The organism is Maledivibacter halophilus, from assembly GCF_900167445.1.
GTDB classification, from domain to species: Bacteria; Bacillota; Clostridia; order Peptostreptococcales; family Caminicellaceae; genus Maledivibacter; species Maledivibacter halophilus.
Genome location: NZ_FUZT01000001.1, coordinates 277,720 through 292,912 on the forward strand (window position 1 = coordinate 277,720; position 15,193 = coordinate 292,912).

At 32.4% G+C, this 15,193-nt stretch carries 14 protein-coding genes and 1 pseudogene; all 15 read left to right on the top strand.

The window, feature by feature from the left end:
• Positions 1–181: 181 nt before the first annotated feature.
• A complete protein-coding gene (locus B5X81_RS01335) occupies positions 182–448 on the top strand; it encodes an HPr family phosphocarrier protein (protein ID WP_079488757.1) in 267 nt (88 codons plus the stop codon).
• 28 nt (positions 449–476) lie between these two features.
• Positions 477–1,382, top strand: a complete 906-nt coding sequence (locus B5X81_RS01340; RefSeq protein WP_079488759.1) for an N-acetylglucosamine kinase — start codon at positions 477–479, stop codon at positions 1,380–1,382.
• Between the two features lie 19 nt (positions 1,383–1,401).
• A pseudogene (locus B5X81_RS01345) lies at positions 1,402–1,710 on the top strand (PTS sugar transporter subunit IIB); the annotation flags it as partial.
• An 87-nt stretch (positions 1,711–1,797) separates the two neighbouring features.
• Positions 1,798–3,138 carry a PTS sugar transporter subunit IIC gene (locus B5X81_RS01350; protein WP_079488762.1) on the top strand — a complete coding sequence of 447 codons (1,341 nt, stop codon included), beginning with the start codon at positions 1,798–1,800 and terminating at the stop codon, positions 3,136–3,138.
• Between the two features lie 90 nt (positions 3,139–3,228).
• On the top strand, positions 3,229–4,545 hold the full coding sequence (locus tag B5X81_RS01355) for a 6-phospho-beta-glucosidase (RefSeq protein ID WP_079488763.1): 1,317 nt from the start codon (positions 3,229–3,231) through the stop codon (positions 4,543–4,545).
• A 13-nt stretch (positions 4,546–4,558) separates the two neighbouring features.
• Positions 4,559–4,867: a PTS lactose/cellobiose transporter subunit IIA gene (locus B5X81_RS01360; RefSeq protein ID WP_079488765.1), complete on the top strand. Its 309-nt coding sequence runs from the start codon at positions 4,559–4,561 to the stop codon at positions 4,865–4,867.
• A gap of 28 nt (positions 4,868–4,895) precedes the next feature.
• On the top strand, positions 4,896–5,984 hold the full coding sequence (locus B5X81_RS01365) for a DUF871 domain-containing protein (protein ID WP_079488766.1): 1,089 nt from the start codon (positions 4,896–4,898) through the stop codon (positions 5,982–5,984).
• A 270-nt stretch (positions 5,985–6,254) separates the two neighbouring features.
• A complete protein-coding gene (gene prdR, locus B5X81_RS01370; protein WP_079488768.1) occupies positions 6,255–8,003 on the top strand; it encodes a sigma-54 dependent transcriptional regulator PrdR in 1,749 nt (582 codons plus the stop codon).
• Positions 8,004–8,299: 296 nt separating this feature from the next.
• The gene (gene prdC / locus B5X81_RS01375) at positions 8,300–9,589 is read left to right on the top strand and encodes a proline reductase-associated electron transfer protein PrdC (protein WP_170917229.1); all 1,290 of its coding nucleotides are present in this window, start codon (positions 8,300–8,302) and stop codon (positions 9,587–9,589) included.
• A gap of 16 nt (positions 9,590–9,605) precedes the next feature.
• Positions 9,606–11,498: a D-proline reductase (dithiol) proprotein PrdA gene (prdA, locus tag B5X81_RS01380; protein WP_079488771.1), complete on the top strand. Its 1,893-nt coding sequence runs from the start codon at positions 9,606–9,608 to the stop codon at positions 11,496–11,498.
• Positions 11,499–11,516: 18 nt separating this feature from the next.
• A complete protein-coding gene (locus B5X81_RS01385) occupies positions 11,517–11,786 on the top strand; it encodes a CBO2463/CBO2479 domain-containing protein (protein WP_079488772.1) in 270 nt (89 codons plus the stop codon).
• Between the two features lie 14 nt (positions 11,787–11,800).
• Entirely contained in the window at positions 11,801–12,526 is a 726-nt protein-coding gene (prdB, locus tag B5X81_RS01390) for a D-proline reductase (dithiol) protein PrdB (RefSeq protein ID WP_079488774.1), read from the top strand.
• Positions 12,527–12,587: 61 nt separating this feature from the next.
• Positions 12,588–13,346, top strand: a complete 759-nt coding sequence (gene prdD, locus B5X81_RS01395; protein WP_079488775.1) for a proline reductase cluster protein PrdD — start codon at positions 12,588–12,590, stop codon at positions 13,344–13,346.
• 17 nt (positions 13,347–13,363) lie between these two features.
• Complete coding sequence (locus tag B5X81_RS01400; RefSeq protein ID WP_079488777.1) at positions 13,364–13,834, top strand: glycine/sarcosine/betaine reductase component B subunit; 471 nt, start codon at positions 13,364–13,366, stop codon at positions 13,832–13,834.
• A 59-nt stretch (positions 13,835–13,893) separates the two neighbouring features.
• Positions 13,894–14,787, top strand: coding sequence for a sulfite exporter TauE/SafE family protein (locus tag B5X81_RS01405; protein WP_079488778.1), 894 nt, complete (start codon positions 13,894–13,896; stop codon positions 14,785–14,787).
• Positions 14,788–15,193: the final 406 nt, after the last annotated feature.

The following is a 15,193-nucleotide window of genomic DNA, read 5'->3' on the forward strand; positions in this document are numbered from 1 at the left end:
CTATAAAATAAAATAAAAAAAGATGTTTTCTATTTGTGTTTTTTAGAAAAAGCTTGTTAAATGCAGCTTTATAGCTAAGAAAAAATAAATATAGAAAAATTTATTTAAATATATAATTTTGGCAGTATTATTGCTTATATAAGATAGTGTAGTTAATATGAAGGGAGTGTACATATTAAAAATGAAGAAGCTAACTGTAGTTGTTAATAGCAAATCAGGGTTACATGCAAGACCGGCAGGAATGTTTGTTAAGACAGCTAATAAGTTTAAATCAAATATAATAGTAAAAAAAGAAGATAAAGCAATAAATGGTAAAAGTATTATATGTGTATTAGGTATAGCTGCATCAAATGGAGAAGAATTAGAAATAATTGCAGATGGCCATGATGAAATAGAAGCCATAGATGAAATAAAAGTGCTGTTTAATGAAAAACTTATTCATGAATGATTGAAGATTTATGTGAAAGGGGGTTGACATGAAATACTATATAGGAATTGATGGAGGTGGAACCAAAACCTTAGCTTATTTAGGTAATGAGAAAAAGGAAGTGCTTTCATCGATCAAGGTAGGGTCAACAAATTACCATAGTGTTGGAACTATAAGTACAAAAAAAGAATTTAAAGAAATATTTGATTTTTTTAAAGTTAATATAGGGATAACACTAGATAAGATAAAAGGAGTTTGTATTGGAGGTGCAGGAATAGACTCTCCAAAAGATGAAAAAGTTATAGAGAAAATCTTTAGAGATATTGGATATGAAAACGATCTACTAATTTATAATGATTCTGTTACAGCACTTGTTGGAGCAAATGGTGAAAAAAAAGGTGCTATGGTTATTAGCGGTACAGGCTCTATCGTTTTAGGTATTGATAAATCTGGAAAAAGTCATCGAGTTGGTGGCTGGGGTCATATAATTGATGATGCAGGAAGCGGCTATGCAATTGCAAGAGATGGATTGAAAAAGATAGTGGAGAGTTATGATGGAAGAGAAGATAATACTGAAATATGGGAAGTTATAAGTAAAAAGCTGAATATATCCCATGTTGGTGAACTTATTTCATTTATATATAATACCGATATAAAAAAGCATGATATTGCAAATCTTGCACCCTGCATTATTGACTTATATAAGATTGATGCAGTTGCAAAAAAAGTAATTGATAATGCAGTAAGAGATTTATGTAAGATGATAGATGCTTTGGCTAATAAAATGAATGAAGAAGATTTTTCATTGGGTTTAAGTGGTAGTATACTTCTAAAATCAGATGTAATTAGGAAGCTTTTTAGTAAGGAGATAGAGAAAAAATATCCAGATATACATATACATTTACCGAAGGAAAACGCTGCCACTGGAGCATTAATATTGGCGGTAGAATCATAAAACAGATTCTAAAGGAGGATTTTTTATGAAAAAAATTATGCTTGTTTGCTGTGCAGGTATGTCAACTAGTCTATTGGTTACCAAAATGAAAAAAGCTGCACAAGAACAAAATATTGAAGCTGAGATTTTTGCTGTAGCAGAAGCTGATGCTAAAAAACATGAGGATGTAGATATTGTTCTTCTAGGGCCTCAAGTTAGGTACTTGCTTAGTAAGATGAAAGCATATATGGAACCTAAAGGAATACCTGTTGTTGTTATTGATACTATTAAATATGGAACAATGAATGGCAAGGCAGTTCTTGAAGATGCATTGAAATTAATGGATTAATCCATTAATTAAACAATTAATTTTTAGCTATTAATCCCTGCAGGGTTAATATATAGCATTAATATTTTTATATAAGGGGGATTTTTGATGAAAAGTTTTATTAGTTTTCTTGAGAAGTATTTTGTTCCTTTTGCTGCTAAAATAGGAGCACAGAGACATTTAGTAGCAATTCGTGACGGATTTGTAGCTATTATGCCGCTTATTATTGTTGGATCACTAGGAACACTTGTAAATAATTTAGGAATTCCAGCTTATCAGAGTTTTATGAAAAATATTTTTGGTCCAAGGTGGACATTATTTGGAGGAAATATTTGGTGGGGAACATTTGCTATTATGTCAGTATTTGTAGCTTTTACTGTAGCCTATAATTTAGCAAAATCCTATGACGCAAATCCAATAGCTGCTGGTACAATTTCTCTTTGTAATTACTTTATGTTTATTCCACAGAGTATAAATGTAGCTATAGGAGAAAAGGTTGGAGATATAGCAGTTCCTGCAGAGTTTGTTGGAAAAGAAATAGAAGCTTGGGGAAATATTAATTGGGGATTTTTAAATGCAACATCGTTATTTGCAGCTCTATTAATAGCAATAGTTTCTACTGAGATATTTGTAAGGTTATCGAGGTCTAAGAAGCTTACAATAAATATGGGTGAAAATGTACCTCCGGCAGTAGCGAAGTCCTTTGCTTCATTATTACCAGTAATAATTGTTGTAACTATTGGATCATTTGCATCAGTATTTATTACACTTGCTGGTTCTAACTTATTTACATTTATTAATGGACTTATTCAGAAACCGCTTCTTAATCTTGGAAGTTCGTTGCTAGGGGCAATATTGATTCCGTTCTTTAATCAGTTATTATGGTTCTTCGGATTGCATGGTGGAAACATTCTAGAACCAGTTCAACAAATGTTAAATACCCCTGCAATAACTGCAAATGTTGAAGCACTTGCAGCTGGTAAAGCAGCACCGTATGTTTACTGTAAACCTTTCTATGATGCATTTGTAGCTATGGGAGGATCAGGAACAACAATTTCCTTGGTCGCGGCAATATTTGTTGCAAGTAAAAGAAAGCATTACAGAACTTTGGCTGGGTTATCAGCTGGACCGGGATTATTCAATATCAATGAGTCTATGATATTTGGTATGCCAATAGTTCTAAACCCTATATTCTTTATTCCATTTTTACTTGTTCCAGTCGTAGTATCTGTAGTAGCTTATATAGCCATAGCTATTGGTTTAGTTCCAGCTGTTACAGTTGCTATACCATGGACAACACCTCCAATTTTAGGTGGATATCTTGCAACAAGTGGTAGTTTTGCTGGGGCAATACTTTCTACAGTGAATTTGGCATTGGCTTTCTTAATATATGTTCCATTTATTATATTAGCCGAAAAATTTGAAGACAAAGTGGAAGAAGCAAAATAATTCTTTAACTGAATAGGGGGAATTCCCCTATTCAGTATATTATATGGATATATCAATAAAGCAAACAATAAAGACAACGGAGGGTTAATTATGGACAATTTAAAAGTTGCTGTAATTGGTGGAGGAAGCAGTTATACCCCAGAATTGATAGAAGGACTTATTAAAAGATCCAAAGAATTACCTGTAAGAGAAATATATTTAGTAGATACACAAGAAGGTAAAGCCAAGCTAGATATTATATATGGATTAACTAAAAGAATGATTAATAAGGCAAAGTTAAATGTGAAGGTTTATAAAACTTTAAATAGAAAAGAAGCAATTAAAGATGCAGACTTTGTAATTACTCAGTTAAGGGTAGGAGGATTAAAGGCAAGAGCTAGTGATGAAAGAATTCCATTAATGCATAATACCATTGGGCAAGAAACTACAGGAGCTGGAGGCTTTGCCAAGGCACTTCGTACAATACCAGTTATTTTAGATATATGCAGAGATATTGAAAAGTTATCTCCTAAGGCTTGGCTTATAAATTTTACAAATCCAGCTGGAATCATTACTGAAATGGTATTGAAGCATACCAATGTAAAGACTATAGGGCTGTGCAATGTACCTATTAATATGGTAAAAAACATCGCAAAGATACTTGATGTAGATTGTAACAGAGTAAAAATTGACTTTGCAGGTCTTAATCATATGGTTTATGGAAAGAAGATATATTTAGATGGAGAAGATGCAACTACTTTTGTTTTGGAAAAAATGGGCGATGGTAGTGAGATAAATATGAAAAATATACCAGATCTTAAGTGGGATACAGATTTTATCAATGCTTTAAAAATGCTTCCATGCCCTTACCATAGATATTTTTATATGTCTGACGAAATTTTAAATGAAGAAATTCAAGGACTTAAAGAAAATAAAGGAACTAGAGCTCAGCAGGTTATGGAAATTGAAAAAAATCTTTTTGAAAGATTTAAGGATTTGAATTTAAATGAAAAACCAAAAGAACTCGAAAAAAGAGGAGGAGCATACTATTCTGATGCAGCAATTTCTCTAATTAGTGCTATTTATAACGATAAGGAAGAAATTCATACAGTTAATGTGATGAATAATGGAGCAATTTCATCAATGCCTGATAATGTAGTTGTAGAGGTTAATGCAGTAGTTAGTAAATTAGGGGCTAAACCTATTGCAATAGGAGAGTTACCAGTAAAAATTAATGGGTTGGTTCAACAGGTTAAATCATATGAAATTTTAACAATAGAAGCTGGTTTAACAGGAGATTATTATACTGCACTAATGGCATTAAGTACAAATCCTTTAGTACCTTCAGTTACCACAGCTAAAAAAATATTAGATGATATACTTTTGGAAAATCAGGATTATTTACCTCAATTTAATATAGAAAAATAAGGAGCGATAGGTTATGGATGTTGAAATGACTATATTTACAATAATAACTCATAGTGGAGATGCTAGAAGTTCAAGTATGGAAGCAATTACACATGCAAAAGAAGGAGAATTTGAACAGGCGCAGAGGTGTATTGAAGAAGCAGAAAACAAGCTTTCAATGGCACATAAGGAGCAAACAAAGCTTATCCAAGCTGAAGCTCAAGGAGAAAAGCACGATATATCACTATTGCTAATTCATGCACAAGATCATTTAATGAATGCAATGACTATTAAGGATATGGCTAATGAATTTGTTGAGCTATATATAAGCATTAATGCTTAGTGAAAATTGTTGTTTTGGAGGAGAAAATATGAGAGGATTAGGAGTATCCATTTACCCAGAAAATGCAAGCATAGAAGAAAATAGGAAATATTTATCCTTGGCAGCCCAATATGGATTTACAAGAGTTTTTACCTGTCTTATATCAGCCAAGGGAGATATGGATAGAATTATTAAGGAATTCAAAGATGTAGTTACACATGCCAGAAGCTTAGGTATGAAGGTTATAGCTGATGTAAGTCCAGCTGTATTTAAGAATTTTAATATTGAATTTGATGATTTGGGATTTTTTGCCAAGTTGAATCTAACAGGAATAAGGCTAGATCTTGGTTTTTCTGGAAGCGAAGAGAGCTTTATGACTTTCAACCCATATAACTTAAAAATTGAAATAAATATGAGCAATGGAACTAAATATCTTGAGAATATCCTAACATATATTCCAAATAGGGAAAATATAATTGGTTGTCACAATTTTTATCCCCATAGATACACAGGGCTTTCAAGAGAGCATTTTATAAAATGCTCTAAGCAGTTTAAAGAACATAATATAAGAACTGCTGCTTTTGTTTCTTCAAAAAATGCAAGCTTTGGGCCTTGGCCAGTAAATGAGGGCTTATGCACCCTTGAAGAACATAGAAATAAGTCTATTGAAGTTCAAACAAAGGATTTGTTCAATACAGGTCTAATAGATGATGTTATAATTGCTAACTGTTTTGCGTCGGAGCAGGAGCTTAAGATACTTGGTGAACTTAATAGAAATGTCCTTGAATTGGGAGTTGAATTAGTAGAAGATATTCCAGAGGTAGAAAAGAAAATTATTTTGGATGAATTTCATTTCAATAGAGGTGATGTCTCAGATTATATGATTCGTTCTACGCAAAGTAGGGTGAAATATAAAGGGAACCACTTTAAACTATTCAATTCAAAACCAATTAAAAAAGGTGATATCTTAATTGAAAGCTCTCTTTATGATAGATATGCTGGAGAGCTACAAATTGCACTTAAGGATATGGATAATAGTGAAAAAACTAATGTTGTTGGAAAAATTTCAGATGAAGAACTGTTTTTGATTGATAATATTAAGCCATGGCAAAAGTTTAGATTTAAACTAAAAAGATAAAAAATGGGAGAAGAAAGGTAATTTATAGTTGATGAAGAGGCTGAGAGGCTTTAAAAAAATAATTAATAATAGCAAAAACATGAGATAAATTATATTAAAATTGTATAATTTATCTTTTTTGCTAAATAAATAACAAGTTTAGACATTAGCTCTTTTTAAATACAAAGTTAATGATAGAATATATATAAGCGATTTACGGATTAGTTTCAGTTAAAGAGATTCAATTTAAATTACTGAATTAGATACACCTAATTTAAGGGAGTGGGAATAATGCTTTTACATTCAGAAAAAATCTTGGCACAGGATGTTATGTCTAAGGAGTTTATTACATTTAATGACAATGTCAAAGCTATACAAGCTATTGAAATTATGGTGCAGAAAGATACGGAAGAAATTTTTATTTTGGACAATAAAAACCAATTAATAGGATTTGTTACACTGACTAATATATTTAAAGTATTAAAAGATAATTTGTATCAAGATGTATCTTTAAAAAAAGTTATAATAGATGTCGGAATAAGTATTGATAAAAAAACATCTTTGTTAACTTGTAAAAATATAATGTCAAAAAATAAAATTAATACATTACCTGTATTAAAAGATGGACAATTGATAGGTGTAATAAAGAAAGAGAAGATACTAAATTATTTATATAGAAATTTAGAAAAATCACAGGTAAGATTAAATCATATTATTAATAGCATCCATGAGGCTCTATGTGTTATAGATAAAAAAGGAAAGGTTGTCATTTGGAATGAAAAAAGTGAAATATTATATGATGTTTCTTCAAAGGAAATTTTAGGAAATTATATTCAAGATTTTTTCCCAAATGCCATGATTGCAAAGGTGCTTAAAAGTAGGCAAACTGTTAAGAATGTTTATCATATGCCAAAGAAGGATTATCATATTATGATTAATGTTGAACCTATATGGTTGGACGGAGAGTTTGTCGGAGCAGTAAGTACCGATCGGGATATATCGGAAGTGAAAAAAATGTCCAATGAACTTCAAAAAGCAAATGAAACTTTGCAGTATTTAGAAGGTGAAATGAGGAGGGTTATTGGAGAACATTTAGGTAGTATTATTGGAAGAAGTGAAAAAATAAGGAAAAGAATTGAAATAGCATCCCATGTTGCAAGAACAGAAGCAACAATACTTATTACAGGGGAAAGTGGCACAGGAAAAGAAGTTTTTGCAAGATATATACATGATCGCAGTGGTAAAAAGGGTCTATTTGTTCCTATTAATTGTAGTGCAATTCCAAATGAGTTATTTGAAAGTGAATTTTTTGGATACGAAAAAGGAGCATTTACAGGAGCTAGTGATAAGGGGAAAATAGGATTGTTTGAATTAGCTGAAGATGGAACAATTTTTTTGGATGAAATTGGGGATTTGCCTTTACCTATGCAGGCAAAGCTTTTAAGGGTACTACAGGAAAAACAAATAAAGCGTGTGGGTGGACAAAAATATATTCCTATTAATGCAAGAGTTCTTTCTGCAACTAATTTAGATTTAAAAGAAATGGCTGAAAAGGGAGAGTTTAGAGAGGATTTGTATTATCGAATTAATGTAGTAGAAATAGATTTACCTCCTTTGAGAGAAAGAGAAGGAGATATTCCACTATTAATCCATGCTTTTTTAAGGGAATTATGCGAGAAAAATAAAAAAGATATACTTGGCATAGAGTCAGATGTTTTAAAAGTATTAAATAATTATTATTGGAAGGGAAATATAAGAGAACTTAAAAATACTATTGAAAATTTAGTTGTATTGTGTAGAAATGAAACTATAACTATGGATTTAATTCCTGAATACATAATAAAAGAAAGTAAGAAAAAAAAGTATAAGATAGAAAAAAGCTTTGATTTAAATAAATCTGTAGAAAAATTTGAAATAGATATGATAATGGAAGCTTTAAAATTATCCAATGGAAATAAGGTAAAGGCTGCAAAATTATTAAGTATACCCAGAACTACATTGTATTATAAACTGGAGAATTATAATTTAGAATGTCGGTAATCCGACATATGTCGGATTACCGACATTCTAAATTTATAGAAAATATTGTCTATAAAATCACAAAAGATAGAGCTTTTACATAGGAAATTATCTAAAAACAAAATGAAAAATGTCGGAAAACAGACAAAATCTATATTCATAAAAGAAATCTATAATCTTTTCATGGAGTATAGATTTTTTTTATATGCTGTAAAGAGCTTATCTTAGAAGAGAAATAAGATATTAATATAAATTATGGCATAGTTATTGCTTAATATAATTATGTGAAAAAAAACACAAAGCAAAGGGGGGAGAAAATGAATATAACTATAAACTTAAATCAGCATATAGGTAAGCCTTCAAAGCCTATAGTAAGAATTGGTGAAGAAGTAAAAAAGGGACAGCTAATAGCAGCTCCAGAGGGATTAGGTGCAAATATTCATTCCAGTGTATTTGGGAAAATAATAGAAATAAGTGAATCAAAGATAATTCTAGAAGCTAATGATGATCAAACTGGAGAATATGTAAAAATAAAAAATACCAAGGATTATCTTGAAACAATAAAGGAAGCCGGAATAGTTGGAGCTGGTGGGGCAGGTTTTCCATCCCATATAAAATTCAAAGCCGATTTAAATGGAGGCTATGTAATTGCCAATGCAGCAGAATGTGAACCTACATTAAAGCATAATACTTTCTTACTTGAAGAAAATCCCCATATTGTTATTAGAGGACTTAAATTAGTTATGGAAATCACAAATGCTTCCAAGGGATATATTGCTATTAAACCGATTCATAAAAAAGCTTTAATTTCAATTGCAAAAGCCTGTAAGGATGAAGAAAATATTAAGGTTAAACTTTTGCCTAATATGTATCCGGCAGGAGATGAAAGGGTTATTGTTAGGGAGCTATTGGGAGTTGTTTTAGAGCCTGGAGAGTTACCTATTGAGGCAAATGCCATTATATCAAATGTTGAGACCTTAAAAAATGTAGCCTTGGCAATTGATGAAAGAAGACCTGTTATTACAAAGGATATTACTGTAGGAGGAAGATTAAAAAATGCTTCTAATGGAAAAGTATTTTTAAATGTACCAATAGGTATGCCAGTTAGCCACTATGTTAAGAAGTGTGGAGGATATATTAAGCCCTATGGTGAGATTGTAATAGGAGGACCCTTTACAGGAAAGCATGGAGAAAAATGGACTCCCATCACAAAAACAACAGGAGGAATATTGGTAAGTATGCCTTTTCCAAAGGAGAAAAGAAAGGTTGGAGTTATTGCCTGTGAATGTGGCGCCCAGGAAAATAGATTAGAGGAAATAGCCAATTATATGGGCTGTGAAATTGTGGCATCTACAAAATGCAAGAGAATGGTTGAAGTAAATGGAAGATACAGATGTGATAAGCCTGGTACTTGCCCGGGACAAGCAGAAAAGGTTATTTATTTGAAAAAACAAGGAGCCCAGGTATTAATTACAGGAACATGTGAAGATTGAACTAATACAGTTATGAATGTAGCTCCTAGGTTAGGAGTTCCGGTATATCATAGCACAGACCATGTTCTAAGGGCCTTTGGACATAAACTTTATAGAAGTATAAAAAATAATTGAAAAGGGAGGAGATAATATGTCTATTACATTAGAAACTGCCCAGGAACATGCAAATGATAAAGCTGTTACATGTTGTAGGTTCGAAGCAGGTACTGTTATTGAGCCCTCTAATTTGGAAGATCCTAATATTATTCCAGACTTAGAGGCTTCAGGTTTATTGGAAATTTCAGAGGAATGTTTAACGATTGGTGAAGTGTTAGGAGCTAAATTAAAGGAAACAGTTGATGCATTGACTCCACTGACATCTAATTTATTGGATGGAGTAAAAGTGATAGAAAAATCACAGAATATTGAGGATTCCAATCAAGAAGATGAAATAGAAAAAGAAAATATAAAACCAGCAGCTTCTACATTGCCAGTTGAAAATTATACTTCAAGCAGTGTTAAAATTCACATTGGAGAGGGAAAGGATATTAATTTAGAAATTCCCTTGACTATTGCTGGAGGTTTGTCAGAAAGTCAAATAAATAGAAAACAAGTGAATGAATCTCCAGATGATACAAATAAAAATCCTATTTCAGAAGAAAGAGAAGAGAAATATAAAGAAAAAGTAGTAAGAAGTTTAAAGAGAAAACATTTCAAGATAGATACTGTTGAATTAGGAGAAGAAACAAAAATAGAAGGAACAAAGCTGTTTATCAGAAAGGATATTTTAAAGGATGCAATTAGTTCTCAGGATTTAGTAGTAGATATGAAGCTGGATATTATTACACCAGAAAGATATAAGGAATACAGTGAAACTATTATGGATATACAACCAATTGCTGTTAAAGAAGAAGGAGAGCTTGGTGAGGGAATTACTAGAGTTATAGATGGGGCTATTGTTATGGTCACTGGCATAGATGAAAACGGTGTTCAAATTGGAGAATTTGGGTCTTCAGAGGGAATTTTAGATAGAAATATAATGTGGGGAAGACCGGGATCACCAGAGAAAGGTGAAATATTTATAAAAACAGAAGTTAAGATAAAGGCTGGCACAAATATGGAAAGACCAGGACCTATGGCAGCCCATGAAGCTACTGATATTATTACACAGGAAATAAGGGAAGCCCTTAAAAAAGTAGATGATAGTTTAGTTATAAAGGAAGAAGAATTTAATCAAATACGAAGGCCAGGTAAAAAGAAGGTAGTATTAGTCAAGGAGATTATGGGGCAAGGAGCAATGCATGATAATTTTATATTGCCAGTTGAGCCTGCAGGAACCCTAGGAGCAAAACCAAATGTTGATTTAGGTAATGTACCAGTGGTTGTATCCCCACTTCAAGTATTAGATGGATGTATACATGCATTAACTTGTATAGGGCCAGCTTCTAAAGAAACTACTAGGCACTATTGGAGGGAGCCCTTAGTAAAGGAATTAATGAATGATGATGAAATAGATCTAGCTGGTGTAATTTTTATTGGTTCTCCACAAGTAAACTCTGAAAAATTCTATGTATCAAAAATTTTAGGAATGACGGTAGAAGCAATGGATGTTGATGGAGCTATAGTAACTACAGAAGGTTTTGGAAACAACCATGTTGATTTTGCAAGTCATATTGAACAAATAGGTATGAGGGGTATACCGGTGGTAGGCGTTACTTTCTCAGCAGTTCAAGGACAATTGGTTGTGGGAAATCCCTATATGAATACATTAGTTGATTGTAATAAATCTGATCAGGGGATTGAAAATGAAATTCTTGAAAACAATTGTCTAGCTCCAGAGGATGCGATTAGGGCTTTATATATGCTAAAGGCAAGAATGGCAGGAGAAGAAATAAAGGAAGCTGAAAGAAAATGGAATCCAAATGTTAAATTAAACAATATTGAAGTTATAGAAAAAGCAATAGGAAGAAAAATAGAGCTTGAATCAAATGAACAATCATTGGAAAAAAGTAAAAAGAGAAGAGAAATTTATGAAGCAGAATAAAGTAAAAGGGTGATAATAATGGATAGGTTAAAATACATATCATCTGAAAGATTTTTTGAAGGAATTGTTGTAGGCGTAGATGATTGTTCTGTAACCATAGACCTTAAGGGAAGAATGGGTAGGCTTAAGGTCCCTAGAAGATTAGTTATAACAGAGTATGAAATGCTGATAGGTCAGGAAGTTGGATTTATGATGACTTATCCGGAAATATTAGGGCCCGATGTAAATGAAGAATATGCAAAGCTTGCTATAAGGGAGCAAGAGATAAAAAATAGAAATAGTAAATAAGGAGGCGGGAAATCATGAGTTTAACTGTAATAAAAGGATTACAATCAGAAATATTTGTTCCTAATACGCCACCGGTAGTATGGACTCCCGTAACAAAACCATTAAATGAAATGGTTGTGGCATTAGTTACTGCAGCTGGTGTACATTTAAAATCCGATAAAAGATTTAACTTAGCTGGTGATACAAGTTTTAGAATTATCCCAGGAGATACAAAAAGTGATGAGTTGATGGTGTCCCATGGAGGATATGACAATGCAGATGTAAATAAGGATATTAATTGTATGTTTCCAATTGACAGGATGAGAGAATTGGCAGAAGAAAAAGTTATCAAGGCCCTAGCTCCTGTAAACTTTGGATTTATGGGTGGCGGTGGAGATGTTAAAGTCTTTACTGAAGAAACTGGACCTGAGATAGCTAAAAAATTGGTTGAGGAAGGTGTAGATGCAGCATTGCTTACAGCCGGCTGAGGTACATGCCACCGCTCTGCCGTGATTGTGCAGAGAGCAATCGAGGAAGCTGGAATACCTACTATCATTATAGCAGCTTTACCTCCTGTAGTAAGACAAAATGGAGCTCCAAGGGTATCAGCACCATTGGTTCCAATGGGTGCAAATGCTGGAGAGCCCAATAATCCAGAGATGCAAAGACTAATTACAAAGGAAAGCTTAGAAGCGCTGGTTTCAATTGAAACACCAGGAAGAATCAACAGCCTTCCCTATGAATATACAGCAGAAGTATAGAAATTACCCGCCTTTTAAAAGGCGGGTAGAAAATAAATATATTCTATGGGAGGGTTAATAAATGGAAGATATTATTTTGAGAAGACTTGTCATAAAATCCTTTCACATAAAAGAAGTTGTGTTCGGTAGAAGAAATGCTATTAAGGATAATGTACTTATTATCAATGAAAAAGAAATTTCAGAAATAAGAAAAGAGCAATCTTTAATAGAAGATATTAAAATAGATATTTTAAGGCCAGGTAAATATCATAAATATACTAATACAATTATGGATGTTATTCCTATTTCAACAAAGGTTTTAGGAGAAATTGGAGAAGGTATCACCCATACTCTTACAGGGGTTTACATAATTTTAACAGGTAAGGATGAAGATGGTAAACAAATGGGAGAATTTGGTTCTTCTGAAGGCTTCCTTGATGAGCAAATGATGTTTAATAGGGCAGGGACCCCTTCAGATAAGGATTATATTATTCATTTTGATCTTAGATTAAAGGGAGGATTACCCTTTAGCAGAGAGCTTATATTTGCAGCCCATAGGGCCTGTGATAGATTTATTCAAGGTATAAGGAATGAGATGAAAAAATTAGATGGAAGAAAGTCCAGTGAATCCCATGAATATTATGACAAAATTAATTATAATAAGAAAAATGTTTTGATTATTAAACAAATCGCAGGGCAAGGAGCAAATTATGATAATCAAATACTTCCAAAGGAACCTAGTGGTATTGATGGGGGGAGATCAATTATAGATATGGGAAATCTACCAATTATTTTATCTCCAAATGAATATAGGGATGGAGCAATAAGGGCTATGACATAAGAAAGAGGTGGTTTTTAATGGGAATCGGGCCTTCTACTAAGGAAACGACTCTACACCATTTTAGGGATCCCCTTTTAGATGTGATTTCTAAGGATAGGGATTTGAATTTATTAGGAATAGTCGTTGTAGGAACACCTCAAATCAATAGAGAGAAATATTATGTAGGAAAAAGAGCGGCGGTATTAGCTGAGGCTTTAAGAGCCGACGGAGTGATTATTTCTGCTGACGGATGGGGAAATTCTAATGTTGACTATGCCAATACAATAGAAGAAATCGGAAAAAGAAAAATTCCCATTGTAGGCTTGAGCTTTATTGGAACCCAAGCTAAATTTGTAGTAGAAAATAAATATATGGATACTATTGTTGATTTTAATAAATCCAAGGATGGTATTGAAACTGAAGTGGTGGGTGAAAATAATGTAAATTACATAGATGGCAAAAAAGCTTTAGCCCTATTAAAGTTAAAAATGAAGAAAAATTATAAATAAATATGTGAAAATATAAACAATTTCAAGTTTATCCTAAAAACAAAAAAGGAGTGGAAAAAATGTTAAAGATTATTTTGTCCTTATTGGGGTTGTTGGGTTTATGGTTTGCAATTGTATTTGTTAAGGATTTTATTAAAAATAAAGATAAATTGGAAAACAACTCATGGCTGGCCGTATCAATTATTGGATTTGTTACAAATTTTTTCGATGCCTTGGGAATTGGTTCCTTTGCTACCGGTGCCGCATTATTAAAAACCTTTAAACAATCAAAGGATAGGGTAATTCCTGGAACATTAAATGTTGGATACTGTATTCCTGTAATATTAGAAGGGTTTATATTCATGACGGTTATAGAGGTTGAGACTATTACCTTAATTAGTATGTTGGTCTCTGCAACAGTTGGAGCTTATTTAGGTGCAGGAATTGTTTCTAAGCTTTCAGAAAAGAAGATACAGGGAATTATGGGAATTGCACTATTTGTTACTGCTTTTTTAATGTTTGCAGGTAAAGTTGGCTGGATGCCTAGTGGAGGTGAAGCAATAGGATTACATGGATGGAAATTGATTGTTGCAGTAATTGCAAACTTTATATTAGGGGCTTTAATGACCGCTGGAATAGGTTTATATGCACCTTGTATGGCACTGGTGTTTTTCCTAGGAATGTCACCTAAGGTTGCATTTCCTCTTATGTTTGGATCTTGTGCATTTTTAATGCCAGTGGCTTCTGTTAAATTTGTAAAAGAAGGAGCTTATAATAGGAAAGCTTCAATGGCATTTTCTACTATTGGTGCCATAGGAGTTTTTATAGCTGTATATTTAGTTAAAACCTTACCTATAGATATATTGACTTGGATTGTTATAGGAGTTGTATTATATACATCTGTTTCTATGTTAAGATCTGCTTTAAAAAATAGAGAGGGATCCAAAAATATTGCTGCCCAAATCAATGAGTAATTTCATAGAAATTGTTCCACTAAAAGAAAGTATGGAGAGTTTTATAATACTTTAGAGTTGATTATCTATATAGGGATTTAAGTAAAGACTTTAGTTTATACATGTCCAAAACTCCAAAACGAGTTGAGTATTTGTACATGTATAAACTAAGTTTTACTATGTAAACCCTATATAGATATGTACTTAAGAAATTTAACTTGTACTCTAGTAGATGCTAAGAAACCTTGGACGCCTTATAGAAGCGTCCATATTTTTTTGAAATCTTAAAGATTTTGATTAATTCTTGTTGGATTGAACATTATTTTTATTAATTTTTAGAGCATATACCTATATAATTGAGGAAATTGCATAATTCTAACTTGGCAGAATTGCATAATATATATGGTATGTCTTTGGAGATTTCTAA